The sequence below is a fragment of the Psychrobacter sp. CoH-33_TS_01 genome (assembly GCF_058189395.1).
On the sequence record NZ_JBVGQI010000003.1, the window covers coordinates 116,151 to 135,666 of the forward strand.

The window sequence follows — 19,516 nt, forward strand, 5'->3', positions numbered from 1 at the left end:
TGCTTTTGCCTAGGGTAATATTATGAGGTAGTAATGATTAAGAAGATGGGCTTAGTAAATATTAACGCAATAGCTCAGGTTAAGCCTTCTCAAGTTTTGGACGAGCTTTATCAATAGCGGTCAATAGGGCGGTGGTAAACTCTCCAGACCTGAAGACGACCAATCCTGAGTGCGCCGCACAGAAATTAATAACTTCACACCAATCCTGCGCAAGCTGGGTCGCCCAGTCGCAATATTGCTGACCGGCATCAGAGGCATCGATTAAGGCTTGTTTGGTAGTCGGGTGTAGATGTAATTCGGGCAGCACCGCTTTGAGCAGCTTGGTAGGCGGACTAATGAAAGTGTCGTCCACATGGATACTGCGGCTGGCAGGATGATAGACCAGCAGCGAGCCGGCATGAACTTTATCATTAGGGGCGATATAGTGAATCCCTTGCGGTAAAGAAAACTCAAGCTCAGGGTAACGTTGTGCGACGGCGGCGCTCTCTACTAAGTCGTCTGACCATTGCACTTCAGGTACCTGCGTCGCATGACGGCTACTGCCATAAAAGGTAGCTTGCGGAAAGTCTAGAGCCATCTCAGCACAGTGTACCGTATGAAAGGGGTGCACATTTAAGACCGCTTCTACATCCGCTCCATCATTGGTCAAGGCCATCACCTGATTGCGCACCTCACCACTCATTTTATAGCTGTCCAAAAAGATAAAGCGTCCCGACTCTAAGCGTACCAGCGAGCACTGTGTGCCAATATCAAGGATACCGCCTATACGAAAAGTGCCTTCAATATTCCAAAATCCTGCGCCCAAATCATGAATTTTATCGGTCATTTTTATTTTTCCTTATTAGATAATAGGATACCAAGAACAGCTGACCAGTATCGGCTTAATGCTTGGCTTTAAGTAGAGTATGAAATAGAGTATGGCGATTTAGCCCCTAAAAGTCTGTTATAGAAAAGATGTGGAGTTTACTAGCGCTCCATGCCATAGCGACTTAATAATAAAACCTTACCACCCATATACTTAAGGGTATTTCTGTCGTTATAATTCCCTGAGTTGTGTTATGTGGCACAATACTTATTATTCACCTTACCCACTACTTTGCAGGTCTTACTATGAAACATTTTGCCACTTTAGGCTTGTCTGCTGCTATGGCCGCTATGTTAGTCACTGGCTGCTCCAATATGAGTACGGATAGTGGTAGCAGCAAGGCAGTCAATACCGTCCAGGTCATCGCTACGGATAAAGCGCCTGTACCACAACAGGGCTTTCGCTTTAGTGACGCGGAAAACTTCGACATCGCTAATAAGGACAAACTCTCTTGGCGGGTATTCTATGACAAGCCATCTACAGGCGCGGACGCCAAATGGTTTGATGCGGTCAAGCGCGGCGACCTAGCTACGGTCAAATATATGGTGGCACATGGCCAAGATTTAGAAGCCAAAGACACAGGCAGTCTTGAGCAAACGGCGCTAGGCTGGGCAGCATTTATTGGCTATGAAGATATGGTAGATTATTTAGTCGCACAGGGAGCCGATCTCTATGCCACTGATAAAGGCGACGTCTATAACGTCATGAAGTCTGCTGTATTGGGTAAAAATACTAATGTTGTCAAAAAAGTACATAAGCTATTAAATGCAGATAAGCCAGTCAATCTGAATGACCAAACGGTAGAGAGCGATGGCGAGACTTTAATCATGGTAGCGGCGAGTAATAATCGCATTGAGACCGTGAAGTACTTGCTAGCACAAGGGACAAAGCCAAACTTAGTGGCGACCACTAAAGATAAGAAAATGGGCTCGTATAATCAAAGTGCTTATTCGTATGCGTGTACGCGCGGCCATGTCGAGATGCAGAAGGTGTTGGCTGAGAATGGGGCTATTAATCACCGTACGGGTAAGGCGAGTTGTGAGTAAGTGGGTTGTATTTAGGCATTGATTAGATGCTGTGACCACTTGCTGTCATTGTTGATGAAATTAAAAAGGCCACTAGCTGTTTGTTAGTGGCCTTTTTTGGTTTAAGAGTAAATTTCAGCAAAGAATTTTTGATAGATTAATTTTTTGTAATGAATACTAGTTCGATGGTAGGGGAGGTTTATTATTTTCCGATATAGAACTCAACTAGGAAGTATAACTTGTGAAAATTCTATTTAAAGAATTTTCTTGGCACATGAGCAAGGATCAGTGAGTGTCCAGTGGACAGTCAACTGCAGCGCAAGTCGTAAAGCCATGCTTGTAGTGAAAATTGGTATGCAATTTTTTAACGCTTTTACTGCGAGCGAAGCTCTTGTCTTGCAACCCTGAAAAGGTCTCCCAGACCTTTTCTTAACGGGTCTCAACCTGAGCGGTGTGAGTCGGGTATTCTGGAGGTCTGGGGAACCTCCAGCCCGACGCAAGGGGAAATCTACGATTTTCTGATTCAGAGCTATGCTAGGAAGTATAACTCCTGAAAATCCTATTTAAAGGATTTTCCTTGCGCAGCTAAAATTGGCATGCAATTTTTTAACGCTGCTCATAAGTCACCTGGGCGGTGTGAGTCGGAGTATTTTAGAGGTTTGGGGAGCCTCCAGCCCGACGCAAGGGGAAATCTACGATTTTCCGATTCAGAGCTATGCTAGGAAGTATAACTCCTGAAAATCCTATTTAAAGGATTTTCCTTGCGCTGCCTAAAATTGGCATGCAATTTTTTAACGGCGCTCATAAGTCACCTGAGCGGTGTGGAAGAGGTTTGTATGCTCAAATCATTGATATTTAAAGTAATTTTTATACTAAATATAATTTGTGCTGTATTAGGTACTGCAAAAAGAAAAACCCAACTCATTTGAGCTGGGCTTTTTATCACGCTAAATCTTTTTGACGATGCTTGCTGACTTGTCTATTTATCCAGTCGTCAACATCTTCTCTTAGCCATCTGACTGATTTTTCAGTGATGGGGATATTTTTGGGAAATCGACCGGCTGCTATCTCATCATAGATAAAAGTCTTGCCGAATCCAATATAGTCTACCACATCTGATAGCCGCATCAATCGCTTATTACTCATCTCACTCTCCTTTAGGCGGCTCAGGTAGCGGCATCCAGTGTGTAATTTCAATTCCGCTTATTTCTTCTAACGGGTCGCTAGCAAATTCACGCCCTCCAATCGGATAACTACCAAAATAATCCATTGACTTGTACCACCGCTCGTCCTCTAAAAATGCAAACATCTGAAACCACTTAACCCCTCCGCTTAGCAATGCTTGGTAAGCCACTGCTACAGGGCGATTCTCGACAGGCAGTCGCTCATCAACGCTAATCCATTGCGACTGACAAGCTCGAATGGCATTAAAAACATACGGATTTAAATCCATCGTGCCATCCGGTTGTAGCTTGCGCTTAAAGCCGTTAGCTAGTGCCCTTTCTCTAATTTCGTCATCAGTCATTGCGCCCTCCCAAAAACTTAGCCAAGTCAGGCTCGCTATAATCTTTGCCTTTTGCTATCTTGCCATTGTCAAAAAACACAGCCTTGCCATTCTCAAACTTTGACATATTAGAGCGACTAACCTCGGCTAGTGCGCCTTGTATATCAAAGCCCATCATATAGCCCACGCCCATTGCTGTTACGATTTGGTCGCATAGAGCGTCTAGCAATTCCAACTTATCATCAACGACATCGGCAGCGGTCAGCTCCTTAGGTATTGGTGCATTTTTAAAAAAGTCTGCGGTAAGGCTTACTACTCTTGAAAACTCGGTGTCTTTGGGATTGCTAATAGCAACAGCCATTTCTGATACTTCCTCGTAATGGCAGCCTATTTGTGTACAAAGGTCGCTGACTGTAGGCTCAGGCTTTGCAATCTCAAACCATTGCAGTATCTCTTTTAATGTATCGCTCATTGCGTCAACTCCTTTTTGATTTCGTCAATCGTTAGCACATACGGCTGCATTGTGTGCGGATAGTGGGTGTGCTCTACCCATTCAGCCGCAGCCTTGCAGGATTCAAACTCGGGCGGCTCATCTTTACGTGCGTTATCGTCATCTGTATCAAATCTGCGGTAATCGACGTAATACATTAAATCCGTTCGTACGCGTATTACATACTCATGGCTTAGTGTTTTTGTCCTCATCACCTCGTTTGTAAACGTGCTATCGATTCCAACATAATGCGTCCACTTGAGCGGCTTTAACGGCAACTTACCCATTTTGTTTTCTCCTTTGACTTCGGCTTTCAAGATTAAGTCATACTCTTCGCCTACGTGAACAAAGGGCTGTGTAGTATTGGAGATGGCAGTCATCGATACTTGCAATAATTCTTGCTGATGCTTAGTCATGCCTATTTGTCTAATCCGACCGCAAGGCAGTTGTTCTATAATTCCGTAATGCACTTTATTGTCCATAAATCTCTCCTTAAAACGGTATTAGTTCGTCAGCTTCTTCTTCGCTGAGCATGGGCTTGTAAGTAATGACTTTTGGCTGCTCTAACACTCGAGACAAGTCATAATCGTATTTTTTAACTCGTTTGTACTTGCCGTCATCTTGCACAAGGATGCGAGTTGGCAGATTGATAGCACCGTCCGTTACGTCGTGGATTTTCTCTAGTGCTTCATCGACGGTAAACGGCACTGACGTGTGCGGCATATGGTCAGACCACCACTGGCAGCCCATTCTTAGCGCAAAGCCGTCATGCTCAAAGCACTTCCACTCGCTGATTGGGTCGTCAAAGTCGCTATAGTAATAATCGATTCGCATGGTTGGCGGCTTGCCGTTTTTGCCAGGGTGCTTGTAATAGCCGATGCGCTTAACGTCAATCCACTCCTCTGGCGGCGCCTGAAATCCATGCAGTGGTAGCGCAACACCTGCTTTAAAACCATGCGGGTCTTTTGCTTCGCTTGGCATTGGTGCGCCGCATTCCATGCACTCTTCCAAGTGGACGGGATTCGGGTTGCCGCAGTCTGGGCAATACTTAAACGGTGCGCCTTGACCTTCGACTGGTGTAGGCTTGTTGCGGCCTTTGATAAGATTGACTGGGCCCAAATCCCGAGTGGTTGACGTGTAATCTAGCCACAAGCAATCACGCTTGCCGTCTGCTATCCTCATGCCACGACCGGCTATCTGGACGTACAAAACAGGCGATTTAGTGGGGCGGAGCAATGCGATTAAATCAGTCTCTGGCGCATCAAATCCAGTGGTCAAGCAAGCAACGTTCACCAGGCAGTTGATGGCATCAGGGTGATTGTATGGCAGCTTATAACGCTCTAGTGTCTTCGCACGTTCGCCCATGGGCGTCTTACTTGTGACGATGTGAGCATTTAAGCTGTTAATTAATTGCACCTCATCGAGCACTGCCTGAGCGTGGGCGATGGTGACGCAAAATATCAGCCACTTATTACGGTCGCCGCCACGGATGAACATATCGTCGATGGTCGCTCGGATGATTGCCGGATCAATGACAGACTGTTCAAGCTCTTTGACTACATAATCCCCAGCGACCACTTTTACGTCAGTCGTATCTATCATTTCAGGCGTTCCGGTATCGACTACCAGTGGGGCTAAGAACCCCTGCTTTAGTAGCTCATCCATGCTGACTCTTGTTGCAGTCCCCATAAATAGCGGGTCTTTGCCTTGCCACAGCCATACCCCATCACCTCTAAATGGGGTGCCGGTGAATCCAATTGTGCAAAGGTATGGGCTGCCGTACTTTTTCAAATCGTTGATAAACGTGCGGTACATGCCCGAATTATCAGGGTTTACGTTGTGGCACTCGTCAACTATAAGCAGATTTACGGTGCCAAGCTCATGAGCTCGTTTAGCAATGCTACCGATGGTCGCAAAGATAATCTGGCTGTCAGTGTCACGGTGGCCAAGGCTTGCAGAGCAAACGCCCGCAGGTGCTTCCGGCCATATTGCGCGCAGCTTTTCTAAGTTCTGCTGACACAATTCTTTTGATGCGACGCACATAACGATACGAGTCTGCGGGTATTGCTCAATAGCTCGTCTGCAAAACTCAGCGATAACGATTGATTTGCCGGCACCTACGCAAGCATCAACTACTGGATTGCCCTCCGGGTGACGCTGTAACCAGTCGTACAGCTCATTGAGCGTTCGCTCTTGATATGGCCTTAATTGGTACATTTCTCGCTCCTTCTATTTGTTACTTTCGTTTGTTTATGCCCGTATGACAGCATTACACCGCTTACGGTCGAAGATAATGTCGGGATTGGCTGTAATAATCGCTTGGGCGTATTCGACAATGACTGTCCACAAATCTTCGATACAGCCGGCATCTATCATTTGCACTGATTCGTGTGCCTTTTTGTTGAAGATGTCGTACATATGAAGATTCACGCGGTACGTTCGCGGGTGCTTCATTAGGTCGAAGCGCTTGGTCGCCCAATGGCCTGTAAACACTGTCGTTTTTAGAATCTCTTCTAATGTGTCGCAGTCTAAGAAAAATTGCATATAGCCAGTGAACGATAGCGGCTTCTCTTCTTCGATTGGCTCCGCTTTGCCCTGCGCTACTTTGATTTGGTGCAGCTTGTCCGCCATTGCTTTGCGCTTGCGCTGACCTGCTGTAAGTTTCTTACGTGTCATTGCTTAGTCTCCCGGTTTCGTCTTCTGGCAGATATCCCCTGTTAGCTACATAAACAAAGCCTACGCAGCGGGCGTGACAATTAACGCTACAAAAATAATGCTGTTCATCTTTCACAAGTCTTTCAGACTCTATTTCATGACCACATTCTAAGCAGTAGGGTCTTTCGCTATTTAGTGCCATAAATCACTCCCTAAAAAATAAATGACTCAAGGCTGACAATCGAGCCCTTGCCGTTGTTAACCCATGTGTTGTCCTTCTTGTCTTGGTAGCTGACAATTAATGGGCCGAGCTCGGTATTGTGAGCTGTGTCAAAAGTAAGGTTGGGCAGCAGTTGCGGCACCCATCGGTGATCGGTACAGCCTTTCAATTGCTTGTCATAATCTAACGGCTCGTTATTGCGCTCGCACAGCCATGTGCCGTTGGCTTGCGGTGTGCTGTGTATGCACGTTCGGCAGTTGACATTTGGTAGCGGATTGGGGATAACTTCGGGCCCACCATGGCAGTAATCGCTATAGGGGCAGAATTTGCACTCGAACCAGTCCGGTCTATCGCTGATTTTCAATGGCGGCTCATTGGCAAATATGATGCGTCCGGCACGCTCGATAAGCTCATCGGCTGCGGTCTTGTCATACTCGATACGTTCAGCGTATAGCTCATCGTCGTTCTTGTTTTTCGCAAGATAGAAAGCACGCTTTAAGCCGAGCCCCTGCATGTAAACTTGCATCTGGGCGTAGTGCATCGGCTTTGATTTTTCTACGCCATTCTTTAAAAGCAATTTAAAAGACTTGTCGTTATGCGTCTTAAACTCGCATAGGTGCCAAGTTTTTGGAGCTTCTAGGATGCCAAGGGCAACGCCGTCAGCATGACCTCGGAAGTGACCACCGTGGAAGATGACGCCAAACTGCTCACCAGTGCGGTCGTCAACCTCATAAACTTCAATGCCGGCATCTCGCATGTTTTGAACCATTCGGAGCTCTTCTAAATGACCAGTCTCAAACAGTCTTAAAAGACGACCGTCAAAGTCTTCAAAGTGAACCCACCGAAAATCCATCCACAGTTGACGCGCGCAGCTCTTACCAATAATTGAGCCGCCAAGGTACTGCCGTGGCTGCTCGTTGTGCTTGGTTTTGATGCCGTTATACAGTGCGTTAAGCGTGGCTGTATCTTTGGTAAATTCAGTTAGATTTGCCATGACTCACCACCTTGTCTAACGTCGCCTGCATAACCCAGCCGGTTAACACACCGGCGCCAACTGATAGCGTAAAGACCTTGTGGCCTTCTTCGCGCATCCGGCTAATCATGGTGCACGTTCTTTGCTTGGAGCTGCCCTCTATGTCAGCAGGCTTTACGATTTGCCCGGCCAATAGGCGGTTTAAAAGCATCTCGTAGTCACGCTCATAGCGTGCAGTCGCTTTGGTAGCTTTGCGCTTTGGCTTACCTGCTCTTAGAGCTTGGGTTACCTTGGCGTCACGCTGACGGGCAGCGTCACGGTTGTTTTTAATGCGGTATGAGTCGTACCCTGGCATAAACTTGTCAGCGTCAGAATTAACCTGGCCGTCCATGTTTTCAGCTTTGCGGTGTTTGTTCTCTTCTAACCACTTGTCGCCATCTTCGATGGATATCGAGTTCTTTCTAGCACCCGGCAAGTTAGTTTTGATCAGCATTGGTCTATCTCCTTTTAAATTAAATCCGCTCAACCTTTAAGACCGTGCCACCCGCGAGCCCCATTTCTTCTTTAGCGTCCGTTATTAAGCCCGCGTATTCGTCAAATACGCCACTGGAGTCTAAGGGCATCTGCCCCGTAAGGGTTTCTGCGTATGCCTGCGCGCCCTCTAAACATTCTGCGGTAACATATAACGTGACACATTTACTGGCGTTTACGTAATGCTGCACCCCTCCCGCGGCGCGCACTTTAAAACCTACATGCGCGCCTTCTAATTCGCGCGGCAGTTTCACTGTCACTAAATAATCTGCGTAATCTGACATTGGTCTATCCCCTTTTATTAAGTCTCCAATTTTGCGAACCGTCCAAGCGAAGGAAGGACACCTAAACGGTTCGCAAAATTGAACTGGTTACGCCAGTCAGTCGGCTTTGCCCCGTGTGCGTCTTGAAACGCTTTTTCCGCTAATGCGGTAGGAGCCACGGTCTTAGCTGCTCGCGATTCTTTTAACCGCATGATCATCGAGCCTTCACGCGTCCGCTAATTGTCCCCAGCGGCAGGGTTACCAGTTAATTGTTAAAGATAGGGCTAGCCACGCTGCCATGGTGGAGCGGCGCCAGCATTGGCTTGCTGAGTTTGCGGTGGCTGCTGCTGCATCGGTTGAGACTGTGGGGCTTGCGGAGCGGTAAAGCCTTGTTTACCGGCTAACGGGGCAAACTTCTTAATCTCGTTGCTTGGTTCGTATTGACCGGTCTTGTCGATGCGGATAGCAACTTTGACTTCCATTGGGATTCCGTGCAGCTCGCTTGATTCGGCTACTGATAACTTTCCGCAAGCGTGGAAGAGTTGCGCCATTTGCTTGCGTCCAATCTGCTGGGCGATTTGATTGGTGTTGCGGAGCGTAATATCTTGAAAGATTAAGCGTCCGGCGTGGGCACCATCTAAAATCTTAAAGCCAAGGCTTAGACGGTTGCCTGAGCCTGAATTGTTTTCTTTCACTTCTGAGCGAGTGATTTCGACTGCATAGGTACCGGCTGGCACTGGTTCAAACTCATTGATTTGAGCTTGTGCGATTTCTGCTTGGTCGAATTGCATATTTAATAAAGCCATGGTCTTATTCCTTAGATTGATTCAGTAGTTTGAGTTTCGATAGTTTCTTGCGTTTGCACTGCTTGTTGCTGCTCGCCGCGTATCTTCGCAGCGATGTCAGCTAGGTTCGGCCATTCGGTTGCAGCGAGCTTTCCGCTGCGATCTTTTGCTTGGTACTTAATATCAGGCTGAGTTTGCAGATAGCGCACTGGTACGCCTTGATCATCTTTCTCGACTCTCAGTAAAAACACCTCGTCGAAAAAGTAAGCTAGTCCGGCAGGTAGTCGTTTACCTGGCAGCATTGGCTGGTAACGGACAACGCCTGCATCATCTTGGTAAGACTCCATTTTTGCGCTGAAGTAGACGTTTCTAGGCAGGTCGCGAAAGCCACGAATAATATCTTCGACTTGCTCTTGCATTGCACCATAAGCTGCACGAGGGTCTTTCGAGTCCTTTTTAGCCTTGTTGAGCACGACCTCAGCAATCTCTGAGATTGAGTCAAGGCATATCCAGTCGAATGATTTGCCAACATCGTCTGTTGTTAGCCATGTATATGCGTCTGTTAGGTCTTGCACAGACTCAATAACAATGACCGGTATATCAGCTTCAGCAATAGAGAGCAGGCCAGCTTCAGCGCTTAGAATGATGGTTCTGGCATGGTCAGGAGTGGTTGCGCAAAGAACTGTTTTACCAGCCCCTGCTTGACCATAGACCAGTACCTTCACGCCGTTAGTGAGGGCTTGTTCACGGGTGGTGGTTAGTACGATTGCCATTATTTAAGCTCCTTCATTTCGCCGTTAATTAATTCTTGCTGAGCATCAGCTTCACCAAAGGTACAGACTGCGCACATATCCATGCCATTAATGGTGGGAACTTGACCGCAGCATTCGCACTCCGTTTCCCAGTCTGTTACATCGCTCATCTTATTTCCCCTCTACGCTAATACTTGGCTTAGCAGGCTTGGTTGTCATGTAATGCGCTACCGTTGGCAGCAAGTCTTCACGCATCGACTCAAGGGCGCGTAAGCTCTTAGTATCAAGCGACGGCTTCCATCTGATGCACTTCTTAATGGCATCAGGCAGCTTGTCCCAATCCGCTTGTATTGCTTTTTCGTCTAAGCTTCGAGTGAGCTTGCCGACTGTTTTAACTTTAAATTGCGAGGTCTCGCGGTTGGTGGTGCCTTCGTCTTGCAGGCCTACCAGGTTGATAATGTCTTGCTCGATTTCGATGCGACGCTCTCTTGCTTGCGCCTCAAGCTCTTTCATTTGCTGCCATTCGTGCGCCAAGAGGTCTAGCGGGTCAGTGCTAGCAGCTTTAGCGATAATCGCATTGGTGGCAGCGTTGTTCGCCTGGGTCGCTTGTTGTACAAATTTATTCATCACAGTTTTGGTCCTTTTGATTGTTTACTTGCTTTCGTTTGACTGTTTTGTCCAGTCGATTAACGCTTGATCAGTGGCGCTGATATAAATCTGCGCTTTGTGCTGACGAATACGTGCATCGTCATTTTCGAAACTTTTATCTAACGCTTGTCCTAGCAGGGACAGAATTAGAAGAGCTAAAAAAGTTAAAAAACTAAACAGACCGAAAATAGCCATGCCTTTGTTCATTTCTAAAATCTCCTACGCAGTTAGTAAGCTGTAAGCGACTGTTCCCAATCGCTTATATTTGCTAGCTGTTATTCTTAAACTTCTTTGATGCTGTCGAACTTAACGCGGCCTTCCTTGTTCATAACGATATTTTTAGCTTGGGTCGCTGTGTCAGCGTTGACGTAAACCGTCATGTAGATTTTCTTTTGAAAAAAATTAACTTCGAATGTTTTCATGGTTGCTCCTTAGCAGTAGCTGCATGACAGGCAGACTCTAAAACCTACGCCTTGTACTTTGTTGCGTTTGCAGCGTGGACAGTCAGGTAGTAATTTTCGAGCTTCGACTGCTTGTCTTGCTTGCTCTTGGTCGCGTTTAAGTGCGGCCATTAAACGGTTGTGAAAATCCGGTTGGGCTACAGCGCTACTCATGGTCGTTCTCCTCTAGTTATCACGGCATAGCCGACTATTGAAATCGGCTATAACTTGATAGCTAGTTAAGTTGTTAAATAGTGCAGATAAAGGCCGTTTATCTGTTGTTGCCGTCTTGATGTTTGGTATATTACACACCGTGTGAAATTATGTCAACAATGAAATGCACATAATGTGAAATTATTTATAATTATTTTCATGGTGTGTGTTTTATAGGCGTAAAAAAACCACCGACTAGGGTGGTCTGGTTGTTGCTAAAGGTCGCTTATTCGAACAAGTCTTTACTTAGAACTTCTGTCAGTGCTTTGCTACATGTGGCGTTATTTAACCTCACATTAACTATGTTTCTACTATCGACATCATTGTATATATATACGGTTTCGTAATTATTCGCCTTTTTGAACATGTGCTGTCTATGCGAATCAATACACAGTTCGTTTATTGACTCATCACTCAAGAAATCCTTTTTTATATCAGCGGCCTCAGATTCATTTATAGGCACGGTGTATTTGTAAATATAAGCAGCACTAAATGGGGTGGCAATCATAGCGGTGATTTCCATATAACTATTACCCTTAACTGGAAAAGAGGGCGCCAGGGCATTAGTTATATAGCGAAAGTAGTTTGCCGCTGCCGGATAGTCTGTAAAAACATAGTCCTGGTTCACAATACCAAGGTCCAACAGCTCCTTGTCCGTGTTGCTTGCCGCTAAAGACGCACTACAGGTCAAGCAACCAATAATTATTGCCATAAACGCTTTCATAAAAACTCTCGCTAATTAACAGGTAACGTATTTCCCTATCACTTTGCCTACCAGTGTGCATTCACTCATTGGTCGCATAACCTGATCCGGCCAGTTTGGATTAAGCGGCTTTAGGTACATGTCTTCTGAAGTGTCGCCAATGACGAATTGCTTGAATGTGGCTTCAGTATCGTCATTGCATGATATTACCACTAAATCACCATCTTTAAGGCTATACAGACCGACCTCCGGCTCTACATAGATAATATCGCCTGGGTCGAACTTCGGCTGCATACTGCGACCCTTAACAATTAATGCAAAGCCATTTTTGGATAGATTGGACGGCCTAGGCGCACCACCCATGCGGTCTTCAAGCGACACTGGGTCTATATTAGTCCAACTACCTGCTGCCACCCAGCTAATGATAGGGACTTCTCCTGAGGTATTCAGGTCAACATACTGGGTGCCATCAGGTGCTCGCGAATCTCTATCTTTCTTCTGGAGCTCCTCTATCTTGGCTTTGAGCTCATCAATAGAAACCTTCTTATCAGTCTCTGAGTTTTCACCAGTCAATATATAGTTAGCGTTTGCGCCATATTTTTCAGCGGCTGCCAATGCTCCCTCTTTAGAGACCCCTCTATTTGCCCAATTGGTCACCGTGGATGGCCCTACATTCAAGTCCAGAGCTATATCGGACTTCTTGGTAGTGCCTGCCACTTCCTGTAGGCGCTTCATACTGCTGTGCATAAATCACCTCATCATTAGTTATATTTATATTTTACACGGGGTGTGGATTATATGTTGCACACCATGCAAACTAAGGATTGCTTTTTATTCACACTATGTGTACCATTGGGATTGTTTAAATATTTCTATGGAGCTCGATATGAACGATAGAGACCTAATCAAAAAACTGGGGGGAGTGAAAGCTATATCTGATGCACTTGGCTATAACTACACGACCGTTCACAACTGGTTAACTCGGGGCATCTCCCGCGATGCAAAGATTGCTTATCCCGAGCTTTTCTTAGTTAAAGATATCAACGATGTTCGGCACATTAGTAGCTACGACATCGAACCACTGGAAGAGGCCATGGCATGAACAAAGGAAAGCTAACCTCGTCTATCCCAGTCCACCTAACCGATGACTTTGCCAACGCTGTTAAGAATCTAGCATTTAGCGAAGACATGAAGCCTAGTAAGTGGGTTCGTCAGTTGGTTGAAAGGGAAGTCAGACAGCGCCGCTTACAAGCTCAAACTACTATGCAAGCATTGGGCAATCTAGCGAACTGTGAGAACGATGAAAACGATTTTGGGGATGATGACGATGATATGTGATTGTCCAAACTTTACAGAAGGGAAGTGCTGCCATGAAGGGATGTACGCCCCAACTGATGGTGCAGATTGGGAGCGCATCGAAGCTCATATCGAAATGATGAAAAAGCAAAGAGAAAATGCAGACAAAGAAAAACCCCAACAGTAACGAGCTGATTGGGGTTAGGTGTCTTAAATGATGAGTAGTCAAGACAAGGTAATTTTACAATGAGAGAGACGAATTTGCAAGAACAATCAATCAATCTAACCACAGCTTTACAGTACGCCGATTTAGCCTGGCAGATATTCCCGTGCTGGCAAATCGTTGATGGCGTATGTGCTTGTGGCACAGATTGCAAGTCACCCGGTAAGCACCCTATATCGAGCCTAGCGCCGCGTGGTCAAGATTCTGCGACCAGTGATAAGGCTGTTATTACTCAGTGGTGGAGCTCGCATCCTGATGCCAATATCGCTATCTATTTAGCTGGTAGCGGACTTTGCGCAGTGGACATCGACCCTCGCAACGGGGGCGACTACACGATTGAAGAATTGGAAGCCGCCCACGGTGAAATCGAAGCGGATATCGTGCAGCTGACCGGCGGTAACGGCGAGCATAGATTGTTTTTAAGACCGGAAGGCACCTTGCCAGGCACGCTTGGCAAAGGCATCGATTTGAAACTTAACGGCTACATTATCGCTGAGCCTAGCAACCATATATCAGGCGGCGAATACATTTGGGAAGCGTCAAGCAATCCATTAGACGGTGCCGTAGCTGGGCCATTGCCGGACTGGATCCGCTCTTTTAGTACATCGACTGCCGCTGATACAAGCGGCGCTGCTATTAATAGTGGTATGACAGATGACCAATATTATGACGCTTTAGAAGCACTGCCGTTTATCAATGCTGATGATCGTGACACATGGTTAACAGTCGGTATGGCATTACATGCGACGAACGATAAACGTGCTTATGAGATGTGGTGTGATTGGTCAGCAACAAGCGATAAGTACGACCAAAAAGACCAGTACAGAGTTTGGCGCTCATTTCGCCATAAAGGTTTATCAAGTGTTGATTTGCCAACTGTTTTTAAGCTTGCACAGAACGCCGGTTGGATTAATACCAAGTCTAGCATTGATGCGATGTGCTCGGCGCCGATGGTCGATATTCAAGAGCCGGTCAAGCTAGATAAGAACCGCAGTAAGCAAGCGGTACCGGCACACCTATTAGACATACCAGTTAAGTCTCTAAGCGATGTTATGCACTGGATGGAAACACACAGCCGTCAGCCGCAACGTGAAATCTCAATAGTAGCGACCATGGCGTTAGCATCAGTGTTAGCTGGTCGTAATTATCGCTCTGAAGAGTCGAATACCAGCTCAATGTACTTCATGCTTTTAGCTGACACTGGTGTTGGTAAGAACTACGCAAAGACAACCATTCAAGCGTTTTTAGTTGAGTCAGGTCTTGATCACCTCTTATCCGGTAGCGGTAACACGTCAGCCGGTGCAGTCTATACCGCACTTTGCCGGGCACCTTGCCATATCCAGATTGCTGACGAAGTTGGTAAGCAATTGCAGACAGCAAGAAAGCAGTCGAATGGTCAAATGGCTGAAGCTTTCAGCACATTGACCGAAGCTTATTCATCTACTACCAGTTATATGATTCCGCGCAACTACTCGAACATGGGTGAGCTGACGACCGGTAAGGGCGAGCTTAAGCAAAAGATTGTGGTCCATTGGCCAGCCATTACTAACTTAGGTCTAGCGACCGGTGGTCAGGTGTTTGATAACTTGACGTCAGGCGAGATTGAAGATGGTTTTTTGAACCGTCTGCACGTTGTAGAAATCTCAGAGCCGTCCGCACCACGTCAGCGCAGCAAGCGTTTGCCGGTGCCGGACCATCTAAGAGAATGGGCCTTTAATATCCGCAATCCGCAGCCTAAGAGTCGTCAAGATTTAAGCGGTGTTGAAACTGGATTTGATACAAGCCCCACGCCAACCGTTGTCGCTATCGATGATGCTGCCATGTTGATATTTGATGGTCTGTTCGATGCCCTGGCAGAAGCCGAAGAGAACAATGAATTTGCACTGCCGGACCTAACAAGACGCTGGGTCGAGAACTCAATGAGATTGGCCACAGCGTTGGCAGTCTGCGAGAACTCAGAAGACCCGATCATTACTGCTGAGCTTGCCGGATGGTGCGTTGATTACATCACTTTCTACGGTCAAAGATTTATGGATAGCGCAGCCACGCGAGTTGCAGATGGTGACTTCCATCGTCTCTATCTGAACATATATGAGTTGGTTGGCAGGGCTGGTAGCAAGGGCATGACTGAGCGTGACTTATCAACTTACAGTCGTCTATTTGCTGCAAGTCGACCACATGATAGAGAGCAGGCATTCAAAGCCCTGCTGTCCGAGTCTCGCATCATCCAAGTGGCAATCCCGTCAGCATCTGGTCGGGGCCGCAAGCGAGTCGCCTATATATTGCCGGAACACTTTGATGAGGCGGCGATGGAGACTAAATAACCATTGTTGCAGACATTGTTGCAGACAGCTTTTTTGCCCTCTAACCCTTACCAATCAAGACATTAGCTCATTGTTGCAGACACGAGACACTATATACACCCCCTAAATATATAAGGGTACACCCCCCTATTTGTCTGCATCAATGATTATAACCTATACACAGTAAGGGCTGTAAACGAGACAGAACCCATCTCAACAATAAAAAGAATAGATTTTAATTAAAGGATTTGATTATGAAGTTATCAGAAGCAGTAAATATCGTACTCAGCTATGAGAGCCAACTGGCAGAGCTAGAAGAACGCGTGAATATAGCCAAGGGATACGCCGAGGTTAACCGATTGGTAGTAAGGGCAGGGAAACGTAAGGGAGCAACAGTAAGACAGCTTAAACGCGATTCTAGGCTGCTACAGAAGATTGACCAAAGAGCAATTGATCAGATAGTGGCAGACCTAATCGACGAGGGTCTTATTAAGCAAGTAACAATGGAGTCGCAAAGCGGTCGCGGACGTAAGCGCATCGCATTGGTCCCGGTGGAGGGTGAGCAGTGAACAAATTAAAACTATTGGCAGAAATATCCATACCTTATCCGCCGAGCGTCAACCACTACACACAACGTCGCCGTGGTGGGGGTGTAATGCTCACAGACAAGGCGAAACAATACAAAGCTGACGTTGAAACCTTGGTAGCCACTAAAGCGCTACGGCGCGAATCTAGCGCACGCCTAGCCGGTGAGTTTGTTATCCATGCTCCAACTAAGCGAAAGTATGATTTAGACAATCGAATGAAGATGATCCTGGATGCACTTGAGAACGCTGGGCTATTCGAGAACGACGAACAGTTTGACGAGATAACCATAAAACGTGGCGGTATTGTAAAAGGTGGTCGTGTTGATTGTGTGATATGTGAGATTGAGCCATGACCAAAACAACCTATCACAGCGGCTCATATCGCCCGAATTTAGCGGTTAGAAACTTAAACGGTAAGTTGGTAGCTACGAGCAGTCGCAAGCTGCCTAGCGGCGAGATAACGTTTTGGAGTTGGGCGGGTCAAGAGCGAGTCACGCTGTCCCAGGAAGAGTTTTATAAAAAATACAGATTGGAGGAGTTGAGATGACAGACATGGTAAACCACCCGCCGCATTACAAAGATGCATCAGGAGTCGAGTGCATCGAAGTAACAAAGCACATGATGTTTTGCGGCGGCAATTGCTTTAAATACCTCTATCGACTGGGCAATAAAGACGAGGCTATCCAAGAGCTGGGCAAGGCGGCTTGGTACGCAGAGCGGGCTTGGATTAACAATGATGTCCAGCCGAGCGACAATGATTGGCGTAGAAATATTAGAGAGGTAGCGAGATATCGAGAGGGTTATGTGCATAAAGCAATGATGGCGATACGGTGGGGCAAGTGGCTTGAAGCTGCACTGTTTATCAAAAATGAGATTGAGCGCTTGGAGAGCAGTCAATGACAATCGACACAGTAATCACAGTGGCAGTAGCGGCGTTTTTTATCAGCACATTCTTTGCCCTCGGGTAAGTTTAGTAAAGTTAAGGATTGTGGCGTTTATGATTGATAATTTAAATACAAAAGAATTGCTGACGGCTTGGGGTGTTTGGACTAAGACGAGCAGTGGCACCGGCTTTAAGTCAGTATGGGAAAAGCTTGCACAGTTTGCACCGCATCAGGATGCTGACGAGCACGAAGTGAGACGCTGCCCACGCTCAGGCGTCTTTATCAGCGATGATATGGCGCTAAGAGTTGAGCACGCCATGGCGCACCTTATGCGCAACGATAAGTGGTCGTACAAGCTGTTAAATCTACGCTATCGCTACGGCTACTCGTACCAGCGCTTAGCTGCTAAGCTCACTAAAGAGTTGCCGGAGTACAAACGGGGCGGAATTAAAGCGGGTATGAGTATGTGCCATAAGACAGCGGCAAACCTGGTCGATGATGCCGAGGACTTGATCGCAGTGTTAATAAGACAGGAGGCTTAGGCCTCTTTTTTTATTTTCATTTAATTGCATTTAGTTGTTTACAATCTAACGTACATTAGATATAATGAGCACATACCAAGCAAGACAACTTAAACATCACCCAGAGGGTCGAATCATGAACACATCTACTATCTTCAAAAAAGCACACGCTCTAGCTAAAGCTACTATCAAAACTGGTGATAGCTACTCAGCAACTTTCGCAATCTGCTTAAAAGTCGTCTACGCAGAATCTAAGGAAGCTAACGCTGCTGACGCGCTTTTAGCAATGGGTTTAAAAGTTTGGGAAAAAGGCGCAATGAAGCGCATCTACATGACTTGCGAGCAATTCAACAAAGCAACTAATCGTGATTATAACCTTAGCGACAAAAGCAATAAAATCTTTTATGACTATGCAACTAACGCAATCATGCGTAGCTACAAAGGCAAAAAGCCATCAATCGAAGTTCAATACTAAACATCAAAAAGGAATAAGATAATGATTACTTTAATCAAAGCGTTTAGAACTAATGAGAATACTGTCAATGTTATGTACTACCACCAAGAGCGTAAGCAGTATTTCGTCATCGAGTGGTCTAATACCCACCCCGAAACGGGCAATACTGAAAATTATGACTTGCAGATAACTTGCTTGTCAGAGAGCGAGCATCTTAACGAGCTTGTGAAAGATGCAATTAGAGACGGCAGCGAAGCTAGCGACTTGTACCTAGCGATTAGAGATACGCTTGATAGTCAAGATTGCGAGAGCATATAAATGACAAATAACCATATCTTCCAGCGTCTACTTGCGACTTTTGATTTAAGTCGCAATCACGGCTTAACTGCTAAAGTCTTTGAGCTTGGCGGCACACGTAGTGAAGTCACGAAGTCATTAGTTAAATCGTGGCGCACTCATGACGTTAACAACAGAAACTATCGTCCAATGCCCGACAAAGCACTTGAAAGCTTTATTGACGGCATACAGCAAGCAAATAAAGACGGCTTAATAACAATCTACTTGAGCAATGATTATGACTAAAACAAAAGACAGCGAATACTCGGAGCGTCATCGAAAAAAGCGCCAAGCCAAGCGTCTGCCGATTGACTTGTACTTAGATGATGACTTTGAGCGCAGTATTTACGATCAACTACAAACTGTGGGCAATCGCAAGCAAACTGTGCTCAAAGCGCTTGATGAGTATTTTAAAAGTAAAGCTTAGCTATTTATTGACTTACTCCCAAAGATAACGTATAAATGTGATATGGTGTCTGCATCCGCAGCAGAAAGGTGATTAGTTAACTCTAGTCGCCTTTTTTTGTGTCTGACATTCACCAAAACTATTTGATTTGCCCACCCTAATCCGGTGGGCTTTTTTATGCGAGAAACAAAAATGGCAACGACTACTCAAGTAACAATCGGCAAAACGTGGACTAAGATTGCAGACGGCGATTGTACTGTGCAGTCAACGTCTAACAATGAGCTGATGCAAATTGCGATTAATGCGACTACGCCAAGCGATGCTTATATCCAGCTATCACTCGCTGAGCCGACTACGTTTGCTTATAAAACTGCGGTCTGGGCACGACTCACGAACAGCAGCACTAAAACGACCGAAACTCTTAATGTGATTAAGTGAT

34 protein-coding genes are annotated in these 19,516 nt (G+C 46.1%); 15 read left to right on the forward strand and 19 right to left on the reverse strand.

Annotated elements, in window-relative coordinates:
• Positions 1–79: 79 nt before the first annotated feature.
• On the reverse strand, positions 80–826 hold the full coding sequence (locus ACZ2XM_RS06320; RefSeq protein WP_490587553.1) for a hypothetical protein: 747 nt from the start codon (positions 824–826) through the stop codon (positions 80–82).
• 284 nt (positions 827–1,110) lie between these two features.
• Between ACZ2XM_RS06320 and ACZ2XM_RS06325 the strand changes: the two genes are divergently transcribed.
• Positions 1,111–1,911, forward strand: a complete 801-nt coding sequence (locus tag ACZ2XM_RS06325) for an ankyrin repeat domain-containing protein (RefSeq protein ID WP_490587554.1) — start codon at positions 1,111–1,113, stop codon at positions 1,909–1,911.
• A 921-nt stretch (positions 1,912–2,832) separates the two neighbouring features.
• Here ACZ2XM_RS06325 and ACZ2XM_RS06330 read toward each other — a convergent pair.
• From ACZ2XM_RS06330 to ACZ2XM_RS06415, 18 genes are all read right to left on the reverse strand, one after another.
• On the reverse strand, positions 2,833–3,036 hold the full coding sequence (locus tag ACZ2XM_RS06330; RefSeq protein WP_490587555.1) for a helix-turn-helix transcriptional regulator: 204 nt from the start codon (positions 3,034–3,036) through the stop codon (positions 2,833–2,835).
• 1 nt (position 3,037) lies between these two features.
• The gene (locus ACZ2XM_RS06335) at positions 3,038–3,415 is read right to left on the reverse strand and encodes a DUF551 domain-containing protein (protein WP_490587556.1); all 378 of its coding nucleotides are present in this window, start codon (positions 3,413–3,415) and stop codon (positions 3,038–3,040) included.
• Positions 3,408–3,866 (reverse strand): nucleoside triphosphate pyrophosphohydrolase family protein, encoded by a 459-nt coding sequence (locus ACZ2XM_RS06340; protein ID WP_490587557.1) that lies wholly within the window; start codon positions 3,864–3,866, stop codon positions 3,408–3,410. The genes ACZ2XM_RS06335 and ACZ2XM_RS06340 overlap by 8 nt, the downstream gene beginning before the upstream one ends.
• A complete protein-coding gene (locus ACZ2XM_RS06345; RefSeq protein ID WP_490587558.1) occupies positions 3,863–4,366 on the reverse strand; it encodes a hypothetical protein in 504 nt (167 codons plus the stop codon). Before ACZ2XM_RS06345 ends, ACZ2XM_RS06340 begins: the two co-directional genes overlap by 4 nt.
• A 10-nt stretch (positions 4,367–4,376) precedes the next feature.
• Positions 4,377–6,101 (reverse strand): DEAD/DEAH box helicase, encoded by a 1,725-nt coding sequence (locus tag ACZ2XM_RS06350; RefSeq protein WP_490587559.1) that lies wholly within the window; start codon positions 6,099–6,101, stop codon positions 4,377–4,379.
• Positions 6,102–6,134: 33 nt separating this feature from the next.
• Positions 6,135–6,560, reverse strand: coding sequence for a hypothetical protein (locus ACZ2XM_RS06355; protein ID WP_490587560.1), 426 nt, complete (start codon positions 6,558–6,560; stop codon positions 6,135–6,137).
• Between the two features lie 191 nt (positions 6,561–6,751).
• Positions 6,752–7,753, reverse strand: coding sequence for a PD-(D/E)XK nuclease family protein (locus tag ACZ2XM_RS06360; RefSeq protein WP_490587561.1), 1,002 nt, complete (start codon positions 7,751–7,753; stop codon positions 6,752–6,754).
• Positions 7,737–8,225 (reverse strand): hypothetical protein, encoded by a 489-nt coding sequence (locus ACZ2XM_RS06365; RefSeq protein WP_490587562.1) that lies wholly within the window; start codon positions 8,223–8,225, stop codon positions 7,737–7,739. The genes ACZ2XM_RS06360 and ACZ2XM_RS06365 overlap by 17 nt, the downstream gene beginning before the upstream one ends.
• Before the next feature lie 19 nt (positions 8,226–8,244).
• Positions 8,245–8,547: a hypothetical protein gene (locus ACZ2XM_RS06370; protein ID WP_490587563.1), complete on the reverse strand. Its 303-nt coding sequence runs from the start codon at positions 8,545–8,547 to the stop codon at positions 8,245–8,247.
• Between the two features lie 263 nt (positions 8,548–8,810).
• Positions 8,811–9,332, reverse strand: a complete 522-nt coding sequence (locus tag ACZ2XM_RS06375) for a DUF669 domain-containing protein (protein WP_490587564.1) — start codon at positions 9,330–9,332, stop codon at positions 8,811–8,813.
• Positions 9,333–9,343: 11 nt separating this feature from the next.
• Complete coding sequence (locus tag ACZ2XM_RS06380; protein ID WP_490587565.1) at positions 9,344–10,084, reverse strand: ATP-binding protein; 741 nt, start codon at positions 10,082–10,084, stop codon at positions 9,344–9,346.
• The gene (locus ACZ2XM_RS06385) at positions 10,084–10,233 is read right to left on the reverse strand and encodes a hypothetical protein (protein ID WP_490587566.1); all 150 of its coding nucleotides are present in this window, start codon (positions 10,231–10,233) and stop codon (positions 10,084–10,086) included. Before ACZ2XM_RS06385 ends, ACZ2XM_RS06380 begins: the two co-directional genes overlap by 1 nt.
• 1 nt (position 10,234) lies before the next feature.
• A complete protein-coding gene (locus ACZ2XM_RS06390) occupies positions 10,235–10,690 on the reverse strand; it encodes a DUF7173 family protein (RefSeq protein ID WP_490587856.1) in 456 nt (151 codons plus the stop codon).
• Between the two features lie 24 nt (positions 10,691–10,714).
• Positions 10,715–10,918, reverse strand: a complete 204-nt coding sequence (locus tag ACZ2XM_RS06395) for a hypothetical protein (protein WP_490587567.1) — start codon at positions 10,916–10,918, stop codon at positions 10,715–10,717.
• A gap of 74 nt (positions 10,919–10,992) precedes the next feature.
• Entirely contained in the window at positions 10,993–11,133 is a 141-nt protein-coding gene (locus ACZ2XM_RS06400) for a hypothetical protein (protein WP_490587568.1), read from the reverse strand.
• A 9-nt stretch (positions 11,134–11,142) separates the two neighbouring features.
• Positions 11,143–11,325 (reverse strand): hypothetical protein, encoded by a 183-nt coding sequence (locus tag ACZ2XM_RS06405; protein WP_490587569.1) that lies wholly within the window; start codon positions 11,323–11,325, stop codon positions 11,143–11,145.
• Positions 11,326–11,590: 265 nt separating this feature from the next.
• Entirely contained in the window at positions 11,591–12,088 is a 498-nt protein-coding gene (locus tag ACZ2XM_RS06410) for a hypothetical protein (RefSeq protein WP_490587570.1), read from the reverse strand.
• A 15-nt stretch (positions 12,089–12,103) separates the two neighbouring features.
• Positions 12,104–12,814 (reverse strand): S24 family peptidase, encoded by a 711-nt coding sequence (locus tag ACZ2XM_RS06415; protein WP_490587571.1) that lies wholly within the window; start codon positions 12,812–12,814, stop codon positions 12,104–12,106.
• 139 nt (positions 12,815–12,953) lie between these two features.
• Here ACZ2XM_RS06415 and ACZ2XM_RS06420 point away from each other — a divergent pair, with 139 nt between their 5' ends.
• From ACZ2XM_RS06420 to ACZ2XM_RS06485, 14 genes are all read left to right on the forward strand, one after another.
• The gene (locus tag ACZ2XM_RS06420; RefSeq protein ID WP_490587572.1) at positions 12,954–13,169 is read left to right on the forward strand and encodes a hypothetical protein; all 216 of its coding nucleotides are present in this window, start codon (positions 12,954–12,956) and stop codon (positions 13,167–13,169) included.
• On the forward strand, positions 13,166–13,405 hold the full coding sequence (locus tag ACZ2XM_RS06425) for a hypothetical protein (RefSeq protein ID WP_490587573.1): 240 nt from the start codon (positions 13,166–13,168) through the stop codon (positions 13,403–13,405). The genes ACZ2XM_RS06420 and ACZ2XM_RS06425 overlap by 4 nt, the downstream gene beginning before the upstream one ends.
• The gene (locus tag ACZ2XM_RS06430) at positions 13,395–13,550 is read left to right on the forward strand and encodes a hypothetical protein (protein ID WP_490587574.1); all 156 of its coding nucleotides are present in this window, start codon (positions 13,395–13,397) and stop codon (positions 13,548–13,550) included. The genes ACZ2XM_RS06425 and ACZ2XM_RS06430 overlap by 11 nt, the downstream gene beginning before the upstream one ends.
• Before the next feature lie 59 nt (positions 13,551–13,609).
• Complete coding sequence (locus tag ACZ2XM_RS06435; protein WP_490587575.1) at positions 13,610–15,910, forward strand: bifunctional DNA primase/polymerase; 2,301 nt, start codon at positions 13,610–13,612, stop codon at positions 15,908–15,910.
• Positions 15,911–16,143: 233 nt separating this feature from the next.
• Positions 16,144–16,458 (forward strand): hypothetical protein, encoded by a 315-nt coding sequence (locus tag ACZ2XM_RS06440; RefSeq protein WP_490587576.1) that lies wholly within the window; start codon positions 16,144–16,146, stop codon positions 16,456–16,458.
• Positions 16,455–16,829 carry a RusA family crossover junction endodeoxyribonuclease gene (locus tag ACZ2XM_RS06445; RefSeq protein WP_490587577.1) on the forward strand — a complete coding sequence of 125 codons (375 nt, stop codon included), beginning with the start codon at positions 16,455–16,457 and terminating at the stop codon, positions 16,827–16,829. Before ACZ2XM_RS06440 ends, ACZ2XM_RS06445 begins: the two co-directional genes overlap by 4 nt.
• Positions 16,826–17,023, forward strand: a complete 198-nt coding sequence (locus ACZ2XM_RS06450) for a hypothetical protein (protein WP_490587578.1) — start codon at positions 16,826–16,828, stop codon at positions 17,021–17,023. The genes ACZ2XM_RS06445 and ACZ2XM_RS06450 overlap by 4 nt, the downstream gene beginning before the upstream one ends.
• Positions 17,020–17,376 carry a DUF3310 domain-containing protein gene (locus tag ACZ2XM_RS06455; protein WP_490587579.1) on the forward strand — a complete coding sequence of 119 codons (357 nt, stop codon included), beginning with the start codon at positions 17,020–17,022 and terminating at the stop codon, positions 17,374–17,376. Before ACZ2XM_RS06450 ends, ACZ2XM_RS06455 begins: the two co-directional genes overlap by 4 nt.
• Before the next feature lie 97 nt (positions 17,377–17,473).
• Complete coding sequence (locus ACZ2XM_RS06460; protein WP_490587580.1) at positions 17,474–17,902, forward strand: hypothetical protein; 429 nt, start codon at positions 17,474–17,476, stop codon at positions 17,900–17,902.
• Between the two features lie 115 nt (positions 17,903–18,017).
• Positions 18,018–18,356: a hypothetical protein gene (locus ACZ2XM_RS06465; RefSeq protein ID WP_490587581.1), complete on the forward strand. Its 339-nt coding sequence runs from the start codon at positions 18,018–18,020 to the stop codon at positions 18,354–18,356.
• Positions 18,357–18,377: 21 nt separating this feature from the next.
• Positions 18,378–18,653 carry a hypothetical protein gene (locus ACZ2XM_RS06470; RefSeq protein ID WP_490587582.1) on the forward strand — a complete coding sequence of 92 codons (276 nt, stop codon included), beginning with the start codon at positions 18,378–18,380 and terminating at the stop codon, positions 18,651–18,653.
• Complete coding sequence (locus ACZ2XM_RS06475; protein WP_490587583.1) at positions 18,654–18,917, forward strand: DUF1456 family protein; 264 nt, start codon at positions 18,654–18,656, stop codon at positions 18,915–18,917.
• Complete coding sequence (locus tag ACZ2XM_RS06480; RefSeq protein ID WP_490587584.1) at positions 18,910–19,098, forward strand: hypothetical protein; 189 nt, start codon at positions 18,910–18,912, stop codon at positions 19,096–19,098. The genes ACZ2XM_RS06475 and ACZ2XM_RS06480 overlap by 8 nt, the downstream gene beginning before the upstream one ends.
• Positions 19,099–19,269: 171 nt before the next feature.
• A complete protein-coding gene (locus ACZ2XM_RS06485) occupies positions 19,270–19,515 on the forward strand; it encodes a hypothetical protein (RefSeq protein ID WP_490610534.1) in 246 nt (81 codons plus the stop codon).
• Position 19,516 lies beyond the last annotated feature (1 nt).